Origin of the sequence: Pseudoalteromonas rhizosphaerae (assembly GCF_902498845.1) — a bacterium.
GTDB lineage: Bacteria > Pseudomonadota > Gammaproteobacteria > Enterobacterales > Alteromonadaceae > Pseudoalteromonas > Pseudoalteromonas rhizosphaerae.
On sequence record NZ_CABVLM010000003.1, the window covers coordinates 399,083 to 417,133 of the forward strand.

19 protein-coding genes are annotated in these 18,051 nt (G+C 41.3%); 3 read left to right on the top strand and 16 right to left on the bottom strand.

Features of this window, described 5'->3' with window-relative positions; genetic code table 11:
- Window positions 1–4: 4 nt before the first annotated feature.
- The 9 genes from recO to rpoE all read right to left on the bottom strand — a co-directional run bounded on the left by recO (window position 5) and on the right by rpoE (window position 7,763).
- A complete protein-coding gene (gene recO, locus PSR9079_RS06970; RefSeq protein WP_145237591.1) occupies window positions 5–694 on the bottom strand; it encodes a DNA repair protein RecO in 690 nt (229 codons plus the stop codon).
- Between the two features lie 17 nt (window positions 695–711).
- A complete protein-coding gene (gene era / locus PSR9079_RS06975) occupies window positions 712–1,644 on the bottom strand; it encodes a GTPase Era (protein WP_145237593.1) in 933 nt (310 codons plus the stop codon).
- The gene (gene rnc, locus PSR9079_RS06980; protein ID WP_145237595.1) at window positions 1,634–2,311 is read right to left on the bottom strand and encodes a ribonuclease III; all 678 of its coding nucleotides are present in this window, start codon (window positions 2,309–2,311) and stop codon (window positions 1,634–1,636) included. Before rnc ends, era begins: the two co-directional genes overlap by 11 nt.
- Before the next feature lie 2 nt (window positions 2,312–2,313).
- A complete protein-coding gene (gene lepB, locus PSR9079_RS06985) occupies window positions 2,314–3,249 on the bottom strand; it encodes a signal peptidase I (RefSeq protein ID WP_149980897.1) in 936 nt (311 codons plus the stop codon).
- Window positions 3,250–3,288: 39 nt separating this feature from the next.
- A complete protein-coding gene (gene lepA, locus PSR9079_RS06990; RefSeq protein WP_149980898.1) occupies window positions 3,289–5,076 on the bottom strand; it encodes a translation elongation factor 4 in 1,788 nt (595 codons plus the stop codon).
- Between the two features lie 69 nt (window positions 5,077–5,145).
- Window positions 5,146–5,595: a SoxR reducing system RseC family protein gene (locus tag PSR9079_RS06995; protein ID WP_149980899.1), complete on the bottom strand. Its 450-nt coding sequence runs from the start codon at window positions 5,593–5,595 to the stop codon at window positions 5,146–5,148.
- Window positions 5,596–5,607: 12 nt separating this feature from the next.
- Window positions 5,608–6,564 (bottom strand): MucB/RseB C-terminal domain-containing protein, encoded by a 957-nt coding sequence (locus tag PSR9079_RS07000; protein WP_149980900.1) that lies wholly within the window; start codon window positions 6,562–6,564, stop codon window positions 5,608–5,610.
- Between the two features lie 4 nt (window positions 6,565–6,568).
- Window positions 6,569–7,180 carry a sigma-E factor negative regulatory protein gene (locus PSR9079_RS07005; protein WP_149980901.1) on the bottom strand — a complete coding sequence of 204 codons (612 nt, stop codon included), beginning with the start codon at window positions 7,178–7,180 and terminating at the stop codon, window positions 6,569–6,571.
- 1 nt (window position 7,181) lies between these two features.
- Window positions 7,182–7,763, bottom strand: coding sequence for an RNA polymerase sigma factor RpoE (rpoE, locus tag PSR9079_RS07010; RefSeq protein WP_064666393.1), 582 nt, complete (start codon window positions 7,761–7,763; stop codon window positions 7,182–7,184).
- Between the two features lie 263 nt (window positions 7,764–8,026).
- Between rpoE and nadB the strand changes: the two genes are divergently transcribed.
- A complete protein-coding gene (gene nadB / locus PSR9079_RS07015) occupies window positions 8,027–9,652 on the top strand; it encodes an L-aspartate oxidase (protein ID WP_149980902.1) in 1,626 nt (541 codons plus the stop codon).
- Here the strand turns inward: nadB and PSR9079_RS07020 are convergent.
- Together PSR9079_RS07020 and PSR9079_RS07025 are read right to left on the bottom strand one after the other, a co-directional pair.
- Window positions 9,612–9,983: a hypothetical protein gene (locus PSR9079_RS07020; RefSeq protein WP_246175499.1), complete on the bottom strand. Its 372-nt coding sequence runs from the start codon at window positions 9,981–9,983 to the stop codon at window positions 9,612–9,614. The genes nadB and PSR9079_RS07020 overlap by 41 nt on opposite strands.
- A gap of 40 nt (window positions 9,984–10,023) precedes the next feature.
- Window positions 10,024–10,275 (bottom strand): FAD assembly factor SdhE, encoded by a 252-nt coding sequence (locus tag PSR9079_RS07025; RefSeq protein ID WP_054205400.1) that lies wholly within the window; start codon window positions 10,273–10,275, stop codon window positions 10,024–10,026.
- A gap of 130 nt (window positions 10,276–10,405) precedes the next feature.
- Between PSR9079_RS07025 and ygfZ the strand changes: the two genes are divergently transcribed.
- Window positions 10,406–11,317 carry a tRNA-modifying protein YgfZ gene (ygfZ, locus tag PSR9079_RS07030; RefSeq protein ID WP_149980903.1) on the top strand — a complete coding sequence of 304 codons (912 nt, stop codon included), beginning with the start codon at window positions 10,406–10,408 and terminating at the stop codon, window positions 11,315–11,317.
- Between the two features lie 12 nt (window positions 11,318–11,329).
- On the top strand, window positions 11,330–11,821 hold the full coding sequence (locus PSR9079_RS07035; RefSeq protein WP_149980904.1) for an FKBP-type peptidyl-prolyl cis-trans isomerase: 492 nt from the start codon (window positions 11,330–11,332) through the stop codon (window positions 11,819–11,821).
- A 73-nt stretch (window positions 11,822–11,894) separates the two neighbouring features.
- On the opposite strand, the gene PSR9079_RS07040 is transcribed toward PSR9079_RS07035, so the two are convergent.
- The 5 genes from PSR9079_RS07040 to PSR9079_RS07060 form a co-directional block, all read right to left on the bottom strand.
- Window positions 11,895–12,347 carry a hypothetical protein gene (locus tag PSR9079_RS07040; protein ID WP_149980905.1) on the bottom strand — a complete coding sequence of 151 codons (453 nt, stop codon included), beginning with the start codon at window positions 12,345–12,347 and terminating at the stop codon, window positions 11,895–11,897.
- Between the two features lie 16 nt (window positions 12,348–12,363).
- The gene (locus PSR9079_RS07045; protein ID WP_149980906.1) at window positions 12,364–13,179 is read right to left on the bottom strand and encodes a DUF481 domain-containing protein; all 816 of its coding nucleotides are present in this window, start codon (window positions 13,177–13,179) and stop codon (window positions 12,364–12,366) included.
- A gap of 61 nt (window positions 13,180–13,240) precedes the next feature.
- The gene (locus tag PSR9079_RS07050; protein ID WP_149980907.1) at window positions 13,241–13,561 is read right to left on the bottom strand and encodes an HI1450 family dsDNA-mimic protein; all 321 of its coding nucleotides are present in this window, start codon (window positions 13,559–13,561) and stop codon (window positions 13,241–13,243) included.
- A gap of 107 nt (window positions 13,562–13,668) precedes the next feature.
- On the bottom strand, window positions 13,669–16,785 hold the full coding sequence (locus PSR9079_RS07055; protein WP_149980908.1) for an efflux RND transporter permease subunit: 3,117 nt from the start codon (window positions 16,783–16,785) through the stop codon (window positions 13,669–13,671).
- An 11-nt stretch (window positions 16,786–16,796) separates the two neighbouring features.
- On the bottom strand, window positions 16,797–17,963 hold the full coding sequence (locus PSR9079_RS07060) for an efflux RND transporter periplasmic adaptor subunit (protein WP_149980909.1): 1,167 nt from the start codon (window positions 17,961–17,963) through the stop codon (window positions 16,797–16,799).
- Between the last annotated feature and the right edge of the window lie 88 nt (window positions 17,964–18,051).

Below are 18,051 nucleotides of genomic sequence, written 5' to 3' on the forward strand. Positions count from 1 at the left end.
CAAACTATTTGGATATAAACAGCTCGCGACTTTTTAATGGTTTTTTGCCTAATAAAGGCTTCATTAAATGACGACTTAATTGTTTTGCCATATATAACACATCCGGCGCACTAAAGTCATGAGCTGCAATTGCATTTAACTGCGCGCCAGAAAAGCCACTGCCTTGATTTTCTTGGGCAACAAAGCCGTATTCAGCAAAGTAACTATACGTTTGCTCTGCCGAAATTGGATCGCCTGCGGCATCAAAACTAAAGTCAACGCCATAGCCTAATAATTCTAATAATTGAAATTCATAAGAACGTAATACAGCTTGTAAGTTAGGGTGCTGGTTAAGCTGTTGTAGGTGAGTTTTATACAATTGATAGGCATGATCAATTGGTTCATTAATTGGTACAATGCGGTTGGTTAATTCATTTAGATAAAACCCACAATAAAGCTGATCCCCAACTAGTGTGGATTGCGTGCCATGTAGTTCAAATCGTTGGATATATTTCAGGTCGTGTTTACCGGTATAATTTACCAGTAAGGCTTGGAAGGGTTGTAACTGAGCTTTGTATTTTGTTGCTTGGCGACCGCTAATTCGCGCCAGCATGCGCAACTGGCCAACGCCTTCTACTAACATATCAAGCATTACTTGTGAGTCACTAAAAGGACGTCGGTGTAATAAATATGCCGTGTAGAAGTCGCTATCCATAAATATCGCTTAGGCTATTAATCTTCACCATAGCCTAAACTGCGAAGTGCTCTCTCGTCGTCAGCCCAACCTGATTTAACCTTCACCCAAAGTTCTAAAAACACTTTATTATCAAGCATTTCTTCGAGATCTTTACGGGCTTCGCGGCCAATCACTTTAAGCTTTTCGCCTTTATTACCAATAACCATACGTTTTTGCGTTTCACGCTCAACTAAAATCAAGCCATTGATATGCCAAATGCCATTTTCTTGCCATTTAAACTGCTCAATTTCAACGGTAACTGAGTAAGGAAGCTCCTCACCCATAAAGCGCATCAACTTTTCACGGATCACTTCGGCTGCCATAAAGCGCATTGAACGATCTGTTACGTAATCTTCAGGGAAGTAAAATTCACACGGTGGTAAACGCTTAGTTACTTCATCTTTGATCAGGTTGATATTTTTACCTTGAGTCGCAGATACTGGCATAATGCCAACAAAATCAAACTTTTCGCCTAACCACTTCATATGCGGTAGCACAAGGTCACGGTCTTTTACTTGATCAATTTTGTTCATCACAAGTAATACTGGTTTGCCATTTTGCTTTACTTTGTTAAGCACCATTTCATCGTCAGCATTCCAATGAGTACCTTCAACAACAAAAATAACTAGCTCAACATCACCTAATGAACTTGAAGCAGCACGGTTCATTAAACGGTTAATGGCACGCTTTTCTTCAACATGCAGGCCTGGTGTATCAACATAAACGGCTTGGTGCTTACCTACAGTATGAATACCCATAATACGGTGGCGTGTGGTTTGCGGTTTACGCGAGGTAATACTTACTTTCTGCTCAATAATTTCATTAAGCAAGGTAGATTTACCAACGTTTGGGCGGCCAACAATAGCGACCATGCCACAAAAAGTATCTAAATCACGCGTGTGCGGTTGGATCAATGTATCAAGATTCATTTTTAAGTATCTTCAACGCTTTTTCAGCGGCTTTTTGTTCAGCTTTACGACGAGAACTGCCAACTGAGATGATGCTATCCATACCTTCAACAATACATTCAACCGTGAACGTTTGATTGTGTGCCTGACCTTTAGTATCAACTACAGTATAGCCTGGCAAAGGTAATTTGCGGGCTTGTAAGTATTCTTGTAGCAATGTTTTAGGATCTTTTTGGTTTAAACCTGGCGAAATGGCATCAAGGCGAGATTCATACCACGCTAAAATCAAGTCTCCACAAACATCAATGCCAGCATCTAAAAATACCGCACCAATAATTGCTTCAACCGCATCAGCTAAAGTTGATTCACGTCTAAAACCACCACTTTTAAGCTCACCCGGCCCTAAGCGTAAGTAATCACCTAGGCCAAACTCTAAACCAAATTCAGCTAAGGTTTGTCCACGCACAAGCGTTGAACGCATGCGGCTAAGATCGCCTTCACGCGCTTTGGGGAACTTACTATATAAAGCATTGGCAATGACAAAGCTTAAAATGGAATCGCCCAAAAACTCTAAGCGTTCATTGTGTTGTCCTTTATGGCTGCGATGGGTCATCGCCTGCTCAAGCAATACTTGATCAATAAAGGTATACCCTATTTTGCTATATAACTCTGTTACATTTTTTTTCATTGTTACTGAATATTACCTAGGCGTTCAAAACGAACACCAGTTGGAACCCAGCCTGGTAAAATGTCATCTGGGCCATTCTCAAATTCAAAACTCATCCATATAAAGACAGCTTTACCCACCAAGTTTTCTTTTGGCACAAAGCCCCATACGCGACTATCTTGGCTGTTATCGCGGTTATCACCCATCATAAAATAATGATCAGCCGGCACTACCCATTCATCAGAACGTGTACCCGGTTGTTGATAGTAACGCCCTTTCATTTCCAGCGCTTCAGGGTTAATTAAAATATTATGTTTTAGCGTAGTCAAATTTTCATCTAACCGAACTAAATCCATAGAGCCTTGCTTAAATTCATCGCGATTAATGATCTCCATATCAATTTTATTAAATTCATTACACAATAAGTCACCTTGTTGTGTTTGCCCTTGTTCGCAATTTGGCTGAATGTATAAACGCTTATCACGGTAAACGATTTTATCACCCGGTAAACCAATCGCACGTTTAATATAATCAATACTTTCATCTAATGGGTATTTAAATACCACAATATCACCACGTTCAGGCTCTGCCACATCAACTAATTGAGTACGCCAAACAGGGTCTTTCACGCCATACGAATATTTCTGTACTAAGATAAAATCGCCAACTAATAGTGTCGGCATCATTGAACCTGATGGTATTTGAAACGGCTCGAATATAAACGACCTAAAAATCGTAATAGCCGCAATCATCGGAAAAATTGATTTTGCCGTTTCAGTAATCGTCGGTTCTGGCGCAATTAGTGCTGCAGTTTCTTCATCGAGCTCACCGCCAGCAGAACTTTGCGCAAGAGCTAAGCGTTGCTGCCTTTTTGGTGCAAACATAAAATGGTCAATTAACCAAATTAAGCCTGAGCCTAAAGTTAACAACACTAAAAATATTGAAAAATAACCTGCCATGCATTAAATCCTTTATCTTACGTAATTTGGTTAAAAAACTTACTTACCAACTTTAAGAATAGCTAAAAATGCTTCTTGAGGCACTTCAACATTACCTAGTTGCTTCATACGTTTTTTACCATCTTTTTGCTTTTGAAGTAGCTTTTTCTTACGACTCACGTCGCCACCATAACACTTCGCGATTACGTTTTTACGTAACTGTTTAACAGTGGTACGGGCAATAACGTGTGCACCTATTGCCGCTTGAATCGCAATATCAAACATTTGACGAGGAATAAGCTCTTTCAATGCATCAGCTAGTTGACGACCACGCGATTGCGCACTCTCTCTGTGAACAATAATCGCAAGCGCATCAACACGCTCACCATTGATCAAAATATCAACACGTACCATGTCTGATGTTTGAAAGTGCTTAAAGTTATAATCAAGCGAGGCAAAACCACGACTGGTTGACTTTAACTTATCGAAAAAGTCCATCACCACTTCAGCCATTGGCAGTTCATAAGTAACTGCGACTTGTTTACCGTGATAGTTCATCTTGGTTTGCATACCACGCTTTTCAATACAAAGCGTAATAACACTGCCTAAATATTCTTGTGGTACAAGAATATTAGCTTCAACAACGGGCTCACGAATTTCTAAAATATCGTTTACAGCAGGTAAATCAGATGGGTTATCAATCTGAATCGTACCTTCCTTAGTTACAACTTCGTAAATTACCGTTGGTGCGGTGGTAATTAAGTCAATATCGTATTCACGCTCTAAACGCTCTTGAATGATTTCCATGTGCAACATGCCCAAGAAACCACAGCGAAAGCCAAAGCCAAGTGCTGTTGAATTTTCTGGTTCGAAGAATAACGACGCATCATTTAAGCTCAGTTTATTAAGCGCATCACGGAAAGATTCATACTCATCCGAGGCAATTGGAAACATACCGGCATAAACTTGTGGTTTAATTTTTTGAAAGCCCGGTAAGCGCTCAGGTGCTGCATTTTTTTGATGGGTAATAGTGTCACCTACTGGCGCACCATGTATTTCTTTAATACCCGCAATAACAAAACCTACTTCACCAGTTCTTAAAATACCGGTGTTGGTTTGCTTTGGTGTAAAAACACCAACCTGATCTGCAGTGTGTATATGCTCGTTCGACATAATTTTTATCTTGTCGCCCGTTCTTAATTCACCGTGCTTAATACGCACCAGCGATACTACACCTTGATACGGGTCAAACCATGAGTCGATGATAAGCGCCTGTAGCGGCTTGTCTTTATCACCCTCTGGTGGCGGTACGTCCTTAACAATCATTTCAAGAACTTCGGCAATACCCACACCTGTTTTAGCGCTACATTGCACGGCATCTAGGGCATCGATACCAATAATATCTTCAATTTCTTCGGCTACACGAAGTGGATCAGCTTGTGGTAAATCGATTTTATTTAATACCGGAATTACTTCTAAATTCATTTCGATGGCGGTGTAACAATTCGCTAGAGTTTGCGCTTCAACACCTTGACCGGCATCAACAACTAATAATGCACCTTCACACGCTGCTAGTGAACGCGATACTTCATAAGTAAAGTCAACGTGTCCAGGTGTGTCGATAAAGTTAAGTTGGTAAGTCTCACCATCGTTGGCTTTATAATTTAGAGTTACACTTTGCGCTTTAATGGTGATACCACGCTCGCGCTCAATATCCATTGAATCCAATACTTGCTTTTGCATTTCGCGGTCTGTTAAACCACCACAAACTTGGATCAAACGATCTGAAAGGGTCGATTTACCGTGGTCAATATGGGCGATGATCGAAAAATTACGGATATGCTTCATAAACTGGATTCTAAACTTCTATTTTAATGGACTGAGTGTATAAAGCCGCAATTTTACATTTAATTGGCTTCAATCACCATCTATTTGAGTTAAAGGAAGGCTAATAGGGTGAATTTTTATTACTTTAACATCATGCTTTAGGCTTTTCACTCGGCTTTTAGCGATGCCAAAGCCAGTAAAACCACCAGCTATAGCGGCAATGATTTGCAACCATTCAGGCACAGAAAAAACCTCAGCAGCCACTAACGCAAATACCAGACTTAACACCAAAGGCAACATATACACTGCAAAAGCATGCTTTACCATGTGGCTATCATCCAGTGCTAGGGTTACTTTTTGCCCAACCACAACAGGGATTTCAAATCGATAGGGGAAGGTTTTTTTAGCAGTGCCAAATAGCTTACTAAAAATTTGTGAACCACAACGGCCATTACACCCTTCACAGGCTTGCTTTTGCTGGGCTTCTAAATGCGCAGTGGCGCCTTGAATCGACACCACTGTAAGAGTTTGTTCTATCATTATCAGCTTATATTACAAGGGTCTTGCAACCGATTCAGCAATTGCTTTTGCAGTCATTGCTGGAATATTCCCCACCACTGACACATCAAAACTACCGCTATTATGCACATATACTGTCGTGGCACCGGATGACAATGCACCGCTTGGTCTGCGACCTGGTAATGGTCTTTGTACGAACACTGAAATTTCGACAAAACCATCTGAGTATAAATAATAATCCGTCAGTTCATTGTTCAAATCGAGCTTATGACGGTCTGATTTTAGTAAACTAAACCCCTCCGGCAACCAACCTATTTGCCAATTATTACTTCCTGTATTTGCTTCATTTTTGGTAATTGCCGCTGCCGGTAGTGGCGTTGGAAATTTACGATTAAGCATTTCAAGTAATAACGCAGCGGGCTCTTCGGTTACACTAATATGGGTTAACTGTAGTTGTTCTAACATCTCACCGGCATGATTAACATAAGCAGATTTTAGTAATAGTGATGACTCTGCATCAAGCCACAGCCAATAATTAAACTTATACTCGTCTTTTGATTCGATGCGCACAAGCTGCGCAGCACGCCCTGCAATACGGCCTTTACCACCGAGTACAAAATCGTAATGCTGACTTAAGCGCTCAACATCTTTGAATAACACTTCTGGGATTGGGCCTGCTATAGAATCAGTATCTATTGAATAAGGCTCAGACTGTGGCTCAAAATAAGTAACTTGGTCATCGATACGAACCATCTCAAGGCCTGCGCCATTGAGTAAGCTCAAATGTTCGAGTTCTGTATTACCTTGTTTTGCATGCAACCAACGATATGGTTCCATTGACTTTCCTTTAACGACCACAAATGATGCGTCAAAGTTACGATTATGAACGGCGTCAGCCATTTTGAGCAGTAGCTCTTTTGCGGGGTTTTCGTCGTCAGCAAAGGCTGGAGCCATTAATACCAACGACAAAATAAAAGTAATTACTTTCATTTAATTAGTTTTTTTCCTCTTCGGCTTGCGCCTCAGTGTGAGCTTTTTCTAATGAATATGCAACTCGTGCTTGGCGTTGATGTTCTAATACTAACGCGCCAATACGCTGTTGCTGTAACTCACGCAAACCTTGCTCTGCATTTTGTAAAGCGGGTTCTGACGAATAGCTAACTGGTGATGCCATTCCTGTTACTGGTGTTGTTTGTAACATCGGAATTTCATTGCTAGGTGAGTTTTCACCTTGTGGCAATGTTTGTACACCAACAATTGCAAACATGGCGACACTTGCTGCAATTGCAAGTTGTGCAACTGGTTTGCGCCAGTTAAATGCCACTACATTATCGGTGCCCGTTGCAGCCAATGGTGTTGGCTGTGCCGCTGGTTGTGTGAAATCAGCATAAACTGGCTCACTTTCCAGCGCTTGCGCAACACTATCGCTTATATCAAAGACGAACGCATCTTCTGACTCAGCACGCATTACGTCACCTATTAGCGCATAACGTCCTAAGGTTGCCGCATCTTGCTGGGCAATAACCTCATCAGTTAATGATTGTTCGCCGTCAAGTAATGCGGATAAATGCTGATTATCCAACTTGTTAACGTGTGCTTTTGTCATATTAAGACTCGCCTATTAATGGGTTTAATTTGTTATCTATTGCTTCACGGGCACGGAAAATACGCGAACGCACCGTCCCGACTGGGCAATCCATCACCACGGCTATTTCTTCATAGCTCATCCCTTCGATTTCTCGTAGAGTGATCGCGGTTTTAAGATCTTCAGGCAAACTATCAATGGTGTTAAAAATCACTGCGCGAACTTCTTCGCTTAATAACAAGTTCTCAGGGGATGCGTTTGAACGCATTGCATCAGCACCATCATAAAACTCTGCATCGTCAGCATCTATATCATTTGCTGGCGGTTTGCGGCCCTGAGCCACTAAGTAATTTTTAGCACAATTAACGGCGATACGGTATAACCAAGTATAAAAGGCACTGTCCCCTCTAAAGTTTGGAAGTGCGCGGTATGCTTTAATAAAAGCTTCTTGAGCAACATCAGCAATATCGCCTTGATTTGATACATAACGTGAAATCAAACCGGCTATTTTGTTCTGATACTTCTTTACTAAAAGATTGAAGGCATTTTTATCGCCCTGCTGGACCCTTTTTACTAGCGCTAAATCCAAATCCTGCTCGCTCATTCGAGCCGGTACTCCTCTGTCTGATTATTGCTTGTCATTCATATCCTGCCATTGTTTACAAATACTCTGACTGCTGCATGAATGAAAAGTTCTGTTTAATATTATTTTTTTATAAAATAGCATATAAATATGTTGGCGAAAGTTGAAAATCACTAATAGTGTCGCGCCAAATATGATACATATACGCCTATCATAATATTATTATTTGCTCATTACTGTTTATACATTAGTATCTGGGCATTGTAACCGCAAAGACCACGGACATGAACCAAAATAAACACCATATCACGGATGTCGCTATTATTGGCAGCGGCGCAGCTGGCCTCTCATTAGCATTATCTTTAGCTAATCACTGTAAAGTTACCGTGATCAGCAAAGGTGAATTGACGGAAGGTTCCACACTTTATGCACAAGGCGGCATTGCTGCCGTGTTTGATAAAAAGAATGACAGCATTGAATCTCACGTACAAGACACCTTAGATGCCGGTGGTGGTTTATGTGACAAAACCGCCGTGCAATACACCGCAAGTAATGCCCATGACTGCTTGCAATGGCTAATCGAGCAAGGCGTGCCTTTTGATATGGAGTTTGATAGCAAAGGCAAAGAGCGCTTTCATTTAACCCGTGAAGGCGGCCATAGCCATCGCCGAATTTTACACGCTGCAGATGCCACCGGCCGAGCAGTGCAAACAACGCTAATAAGCCAAGTACAAGCGCACCCAGAAATTACCTTATTAGAACAATACAACGCGATAGATTTAATTGGTGATAAAAAATTAGGCCAAAACGGTAAACATATTCATGGCGTATATATGTGGAACCGAGCAGCGAAGAAAGTTGAAACAATTTCAGCTAAGTTTGTAGCCTTAGCAACCGGTGGTGCCAGTAAAGTATATCTTTACACATCCAACCCTGATGTATCCAGTGGTGATGGTATCGCCATGGCTTGGCGGGCAGGTTGTAGAGTAGCCAATATGGAATTTAACCAATTCCACCCGACCAGTTTATATCACCCAGAACTACAAAACTTTCTGATCACCGAAGCGATGCGCGGTGAAGGTGCTTATTTAAAGCGCCCTGACGGCACACGATTCATGAAAGACTTTGACGAGCGTGAAGAGCTTGCACCACGCGATATTGTTGCCCGCGCTATCGATTTTGAGATGAAGCGCTTAGGTGCTAACTGTGTGTATTTAGATATTAGCCATAAAGATAAAGACTTTATTATTGAGCATTTCCCGACCATTTATGCAAAATGCTTAAGTGTCGGGCTCGATATCACTAAAGATCCAATTCCAGTGGTTCCTGCGGCACATTATACCTGTGGTGGAGTAATGACTGACTTTAACGGCAAGACCGATCTAGATAACTTATATGCGGTAGGCGAAGTCGCTTATACGGGGCTACATGGCGCTAATCGCATGGCCAGTAATTCATTACTAGAGTGCATTGTGTTTGCTCACGCCGCAGCAAAAGATATTTTAGCAAAAATACAGCATAGTCCAGCATTAAAAGTGCTGCCGATGTGGGATGAAAGCCGCGTAACTAACTCAGATGAAGAAGTGGTGATCACCCATAATTGGCATGAACTACGACTATTTATGTGGGACTATGTTGGCATTGTGCGTTCAACTAAACGCCTAGAACGTGCGTTACACCGAGTTGAATTACTACAGCAAGAAATTCGTGATTATTATGCAAACTTCCGCGTTTCGAATAACTTGCTTGAACTGCGAAATTTAGTGCAAGTAGCAGAACTTATAATTCGCAGTGCAATGGAGCGAAAAGAAAGCAGAGGCTTGCATTATACCATTGACTACCCGCAGTTAAATGATAATCCAACGCCCACTATTTTAACTCCGCTTGCTCATGACGAGCTGCCAAAGTAAGACGTTTCAAGCGCACAAAACTCAGTTCATCAACCCCGCTGGCATTAATAATCAGCCAGTGGGAGCTTGCAAAGCCATTAATATATAACCAAACACTGCTTTGATAAACACGGCTTTTGTTGCTGATATGGCCATTTATTTTTAGCGTATTATTTTCAAAACGACATTGCGTAGAATCTAATATAAAAACGCCTTGCTGAGGATGGGATTTTTTATACCAGTGCCAACTTACATAGCCAAAAACAGTACTACTGGCGACACAAATAAATTGCGCTAATATGCTAGTTAAAAATAGGCTATAACACACTGCGAACAAGCTAAAGTAGACCACAAAAGGCCTGTGGTCTGGAACATTATTAGTAACCCTAAACCTATACACGAACTCGGTCTAAAATCAGTTGTACCATCTGTTTAAGCTCAGGATCTTTACATTCTTGATGGCCCATAAACCACGCAAATAGATCGGGATCATCCGCTTCTAGCAGACGTTGAAGAACAGCTTGCTGCTGTACAGATAACGAATCAAATGCCTCATCTACAAATGGCATAAATAACACATCTAGTTCTAACATGCCGCGGCGACAAGCCCAGCGGATACGCGCTTTATTGTGAATTTCAGTCATTTTTTACCTCGTACTAAGTTGCTTAGCAGTTTAACAAATTGCACCTGAATAAACAGCTATTTATGCATCTATACCAGCAGCGCTAACTACGGTATTATACGCGCCTACATTTCTTGTAACGCAGGTTTTTATGTCAACAGTACACGCATGCCCTTTATCACATCAGCTGATCCGCATTAGCGGTGTTGATAAACTCGCCTACCTTCATGGCCAAATTACCCAAGATATTAATAAGCTCAACCAAACCAACTTCTTATGGGCTGGGCACTGTAATGCCAAAGGTAAATTATGGAGTGTAGCCAAGCTCTTTGCTTATCAAGATAGTTACTATTTAGCAGCATCAGCGGTTGAAACCACTCAATCTTTAACGGAATTAAAAAAGTATGCGGTGTTTTCAAAAGTTGAAATACACGCTGCTACCAGCAAGTTAATTGGTTTAATCGGTGATGATCTAGCTGCAACCTTAAATGCGTTGAACATTCATTTTAATGAGCAAGATAGCGCTTGCGATTTTAGTCATGGTAAAGCACTAAAATTAGCAAAAAACCGCATTTTACTGATGGTTAATGATGAATTTTCACTGCCTGATGAGGTTATCGTCCTTGAAAACGACGCGCTGTGGCACCAACATAGTATTTTAGCGGGTGAGCCTGAGCTCAATGAAGCGGCACTCGGTGAATACGTACCACAAATGGTTAACCTGCAAGCTATCGGTGGAGTAAGCTTTCGTAAAGGCTGTTACACAGGCCAAGAAACCGTTGCCCGCATGAAATACCTTGGTAAAAATAAACGCGCTATGTATATCGTATCAGGCCACAGCGATGGAGAATTAGCTGAACCAGAGCTTGAAACCCAAATGGGTGAAAACTGGCGTCGTGCTGGCAAATTAATAAGCCAAGCCTACAATCAACAAAGTAAAACCTTATTTGGCCTTGTTGTGTTGCCAAACGACAGTGAACCTAGTCAGTTACTGCGTGCAAAACATGCCCCAACGGTAGAGCTATCAATCCTTCCTCTACCCTACTCTCTCGAAGACGAATAAATAGGAGTGACTATGATCGTTGCAACAAATAAAGTGGTAAAAATGCATTATTCAGTCATGGATAATGACAAAAACTCTATCGATAACTCATTTGATGGTGAGCCACTGATCTTTATCGTTGGTACCGGTTACTTAATTCAAGGCCTAGAAGATGCCCTGCAAGGTAAAAAAGCGGGCGACACACTCAGCGTTACTGTGCCACCAGAGCAAGGTTATGGCGAACGCCATGATGATCTGATGCAAGCAGTACCTAAGTCGATGTTTGAAGGTATGGAAATTGAAGTTGGTATGCAATTTCGTGCCTCAACAGATGACGGCGATCAATCTGTAATGATCATTGATATTCAAGAAGACGATGTAATTGTTGATGGTAATAATCCACTCGCTGGCATCACTTTAAACTTTGATGTAGAAATACTTGAAGTGCGTGATGCAACAGCAGACGAGCTAGAGCATGGCCATGTTCATGGTGATGGTGATGGCGGCTGTGGTCACGATCACTAATATCGACTTAGTGAACTAAATAAACCGACAATAAAAAAAGCGCTACTGCGCTTTTTTTATATCTATAATTTAATCAAACGGGTGTAGGCTCTGCTACTGGCTCACTTATCTTACCCGCCAACGCTGCCAGTAAACCATCTTGGTCGTTAGTTCCCAAGCGATATTGGCTACCATCTTTTAAAGTTAGCTGTACCGCGCTAAATCCTGACACTGTGTATACCCAACCATCATGGGTAATACGTAAGCCAATACCATGACGAAAAGAGTTTTCTACCGCTTTAGCTTCAATAATATCCACTAACTGTAACTTATCACCAAACACACCAGGACCAAACCCCCAGCTAATTTGGCTGTCATCAACTTTAATGGTTAAACCATGGAACAAAAACCCCACCAGCACTAAAATCGCTGCAAATACCATTAACGGCATATCGGCACCAATTAAATACCAAGCTAAACCAACAAAGCTGGCAATCCAACTTAGAATAACAAAAATGAACAGTGCAAATTGCTTATGCTGATACATAACACTCTCTAAAATATTAAAAACTATAAACTAATGTCGCACTTAGTTCTGAATCAAACTTTAACTTATCGTCTTCCGGCTTAGAATTATAACGATATAAATAAGTAAACTTTAATGATACAGCGCCCATTAGTTGGCTGATCAGTGATGTTTCTGACTTTAATCGTGAGTTCAATCCTGACAATGACTGTTCAATACTTAAATCTTGATTGAAACGTGTTCGAGTCGAGACCGTACGCTCCCACTGCAGTGCTAAACGTAATAAATAACCGGTTTTGGTTTTGTCTTGCTCATCTTCAAGCTCAGCATCATCTTGTGCTACCGAGCGGTATAAACCAGGCCCTATATCAAAATCAACTTGGTTTTTTACCCCTTGATATAAACGATTACCATAACCTGCCGCAAGTGTGCTTTTAAACTCAAGACCACTGAATTCATCTTCTTCATAATCACCATACATAAAGAATGAGGCATTTTTTACCCCTACTTTATAGTTGCCCTGCGCAGAGAAAAATATACGGTTTGCCGAGACTTCATCATTGCCAGTGGTGTCGTTACGATCACGTTTATATAAACTATCTATCTTGAATTGATTACGCCAATTCTCAAGATCTTGATATAAGTTACCTTTGAACTTAAAACTGGTCGAATTAGTATTACCGCGACTAACAATAAATCCAAATTCAGTATCGCCGTATAATAGTTCGCCTTGATGGATTTTATGGATCTCTTCATCTGAGAGCTGACCATACTCATGAAAGTCTTCAAAAGGATCAACCGCCCAGACTCTAAAGCTAAGCAGACAGCCCAACAACAGCAGTAACCTAATCACTGTTCGCTCGCTGTGTTGATATTTAAAACAAGGCTGTTTTCACTAAGATACTGCATCGAGATTATTCGCTATCTTTCCATAATATATGACAAAACGGCGCGTCTTTATCACGGCTAATCAAAATTTTAGCAAATAAAATATCTTGATTATCGAATTCAAGTCCCACTAACACCTGAATAAATAATTCTGGCTCTATTTCTAATGCGACAAAATCTTGCCATTGGTCATCAGGCTCACCTTCTTCAATAAAGCCAAGCTCTTCACGATGCTGGTTAAAATCATCAACATCTTGCTCACTAAGGTTATCTGGGGCTAACTCTAAAAAGATATCGTAAGCTTGATGCGTTACTTCTTCTTCACTGTATAAACGGGATCCTGTCATTGCCATAAACCTTTCATGATGCTAATGCCAGATATAGTATCAAACCTCAGCAAATTTTTGACAAAAAAAAGCCAGGTTTCCCTGACTTTTTTTATACAGGGCTTATTTTACGTTTGCGTTGTCGCTGTGCCCTTTACTTTTTCGCGCATTGACTGCACCAAACTATAAAATAATGGCACCAGCAAAGTACCCAATATAGTCGCGGCTAACATGCCGGCTAGCACAGTGACACCAAGCGATACGCGGCTTCCAGCACCCGCGCCAGTTGCAAATACTAACGGTAATACACCTAATACAAATGAAAGAGCCGTCATTAATACCGCACGAAACCTCATTTTGGCTGCACTAAGAGCCGCATCAAAAATACTCTTGCCGGCAAGCCGTTCTTCCATCGCAAACTCTACAATCAAGATTGCAGTTTTGGTCGACATACCTATAAGCAGTACTAACCCCACTTGTGCATAAATATTATTTTCCATACCCAGTACGTATAACGCTAACATTGCGCCAAACATCGCCAGGGGAATTGCGGCTATAACTGAAAAAGGGATCGTCCAACTTTCATATTGTGCAACCAAGAACAAGTAAACAAAGATAACGGCCAAAGCAAATAGCAACGGTGCCATATTGCCAGCTTCAATTTCTTGTTTAGATTGCCCTGCCCATTCAAATACATAGCCATTAGGTAACTGCTTAGCTAGCTCTTCCATGGCAGCTATTGCATCACCACTTGAGAACCCCACAGCTGCTTGACCACTGATACTCGCACTACGATATAAATTAAAGTGCTTAAGGGTTGTTGGCCCAAGAATTGGTTCAAGTTTAGCAAGTGTCGTTAATGGCACCATGTCGCCTTCATTATTACGCACAAAATAATGCTGTAAGTCGGAAGGATTTTTACGGAACTCACTCTCAGCTTGCATGATTACTTTATAAGTACGACTAAACTGATTGAAATCGTTAATATATAATGAGCCGAGCTGGGCTTGCAGCGTTAAGAATATGTCACTTAATGCAACCCCTTGAGCCTTTGCTTTATTGCGATCTATCTCTAAAAAGTACTGCGGTACATTTGCTCTAAAAGTACTGTACACATTACTCAAGCTTGGATGTTGGTTCGCTTCATATACCAGACCATTAAGTACTTGCGCCAATTCAGTCGGATCCCGACCTTCACTGTCTTGTAGGCGAAACTCAAAACCAGCGCTATTACCTAAACCAGGAATTGGCGGCGGGTTAAATACCATTATCTGCGCATCTGGCATGGCCCACATTTTTCCCATCAAACGACCAATCACTGACTTTAAGCCTAGTTCAGCACTAGTGCGTTCTTCCCAGTCTTTTAAAATAACAATACCTAAAGCATTATTTGAGCCCGCCCCGCCAATCAAAGAAAAACCGGATACCGCAATAAAATCAGTTGCTGCAGGTTCTTGTTTAATAATGTCACCTATTTTATGCATCACATCAGCAGTGCGACCAGAAGCCGCCGCATCTGGTAATTGCACATCTACAAACACAAAACCTTGATCTTCGGCTGGCACAAATCCTGTTGGAACGCTTTTAGCCAGCCAGCCTGCCACCACAAAAATAACTAAGGCAAAAATACCCACTCGTGCCGAGCGTTTTAAAACAAAGTGGATGATTTTAGAATAGATGGAAGTTGATTTAACAATGCCTTGCTCGACTGGCGCCAGCCATTTTATCGGTTTCATTGACTTTTCTGTTAACAATAGCGCACATAAAGCTGGACTTAGGGTTAATGCGTTAACCGATGAAATTAATACCGCAAACGAAATCGTTACAGAAAACTGCTTATAAAGCTCCCCAGTAATACCTGGCATGAAGCCTACTGGCACAAATACAGCTAATAACACCAAAGTGGTCGCAATAATAGGCCCGGTTACTTGCTCCATCGCTTTAGTGACAGCCTCTTTAATCGGCAGCTTTTCTTCTTTGAGGATCCGCTCAACATTCTCAATTACAATAATTGCATCATCTACCACAATACCGATCGCTAGCACTAAACCAAATAAGGTGATTAAGTTAATTGAGTAACCCATAGCCATCATAAAAGCAAACGTCCCCACCAACGATACTGGAATGGCAATAGTTGGAATAAGTGTCGCGCGCCAATTTTGTAAAAACAAAAACACCACTAAAACAACCAGGCCAACAGCTTGAAATAATGTAACAATCACTTCTTCGATTGAGCGATTGATAAACTCTGTCGTATCGTATGGTATTGAGTATTCAACACCATCTGGTAATTGCTTAGCAAGCTCTGCCATGGTGGCTTTAACATCACTTGCCACTTGCGTTGCATTGGCATCGGTTAATTGGTAAATAACTATAAAAGCGGTATCTTGCTGATTTAACTTAGCGTTAATACTGTAATCAGCTGAGCCAAGTTCGATGCGGGCAATATCAGTTAAACGTACAAAGTTACCATCTTGATTAGCACGAATAATTGTTTGGCCAAACTCTTCTGGAGTTTTTAAACGCCCTTTAGCTTGAATTGAATATTCAAACTGCTGACTTGGTAAACTCGGTGCAGCACCTAATTTACCAGCTGCCACTATGGTATTCTGCTCTTGTAATGCCGCTCTAACTTCGCCTACTGTCAGCCCTAACGCCGCCATTTTATCTGGACGTAACCACAATCGCATTGAATAGGTTTTCTCACCCATAACCTCAGCCGATGCCACGCCTTTAATTCGTCCCAGCGGTTCCGTTAAGTAATTTGTTGCATAGTTACTTAAAAAAATAGCATCAATGTTTGCTTGGCTAGAATACAAGTTAATACCCAATAACATTGAACTGGATTTTTTCTTAACCGATACACCTTGGCGTGTTACTTCGCTGGGTAATCCTGGTTCAGCTAAGGCGACACGGTTTTGTACATTGACTTGAGCAATATCAGTATCCGTGCCCACCTTAAAGTATGCAGTTATCGTAGCAGTGCCGTTATTGCTGGAGCTGGACTCGATATACATCATATCTTTGACACCATTAACTTGCTCTTCAATGGGTCTGACCACAGACTCTTCCACTATTTGCGCACTGGCGCCAGGGTAAACTGCGGTGATCTGTATTTGCGGTGGAGTAATCTCGGGATACATATTAACTGGCAGCAAACCCATGGAAATCAAACCCGCTAGCGTAATCACTATCGAAATAACGAGGGCAAATTTAGGCCGCGCGATAAACGTTTTACTTATCATGTGCGTTTCCTTTAGTTTGCAGCGTCTGATTGACTAGAAATTGTACCAGTGGTGTGATCGACCTTTTTTTCAACTGGTTTAACTTCGACCCCTTGACGTACTTTTTGTAAACCTTCAACAATCACTTGCTCACCTTCTTCAAGGCCCGATTGAACGACCCACATCGCATTAATGCGCCGTCCTAGTTGCACAATGCGCGTAGCAACTTTGTTATCTTCACCCACCACGAGTACAAATTTACCTTGTTGATTTTCTTGTACTGCTGCTTGAGGAATAAGTGCTTGTAATTGCTTATCTTTACTTTCAACAATTAAGGTGACAAACAAGCCTGGCATTATAATGTTTTGTGGATTGGCAAATGTCGCTCTTAATTCAACTGTGCCAGTACTGCGATCAATTTTCGTATCGGCAAAATCTAACTGCCCTTTAGCCCCCAAGTCCGAGTTATTTGGCAAACGCAGGGATAAATCGATTGGTACATTTTGAGGGTTATTAGCACTGTCTTGATGTTTTTGACGATAACTAATGTAATCACCTTCTTCGACCTGGAAGTTAACATAAATTGGATCCACATCGGTCAATTCCGCTAGTTCATTTGAGGAAGGACTCACAATATTGCCTACATCGTAATTAACCTTACCAATACGCCCTGCAAACGGCGCTTTAATTTCGGTGTAACTTAAATTTAATTTTGCTTTTTCAAGGCTTGCCCTTGCTGAGATAACAGCCGCAGCAGCTTGCTCATACTTAGTGGTTAATTTATCTAAATCAGATTGTGAGATAAACCCTTGTGCAGCAACTTCTTTACCGCGTTTTAAATCGCGAGATGCGCCATCTTCGCCAGCAAGCTTACTTTTTAAGTCCGCTTCAATTTCAGCAACAGAAGATTGATATTCACTTGGATCGATTCTCAGTAGTAGCTGTCCTTTTTCAACAAATGAGCCTTCATCAAAATGACGTTCTATTAATTCACCCTCAACACGAGCGCGAATTTTCACTTCCTGATGAGCTTCCGTGCGAGCAACAAACTCTCGATAATTCCCCACCTCTTGGGTAACAACATTAAATACTGAAACCGCAGGAGGCGGAGCGACTTGTTTGGTAGCATTATCATCTGAGCAACCAGCTAAAAAAGCGATTAATGTTGTACCAACAACCCCTTTGATCGCTAATGACATGTAAGTTCCTAAAATGCTAGGCGTGAACCTTTTTAGCATGGTTTATCTCCTTAGTAGCTGCGCGCACTACCTTTATATGTTTATTTTA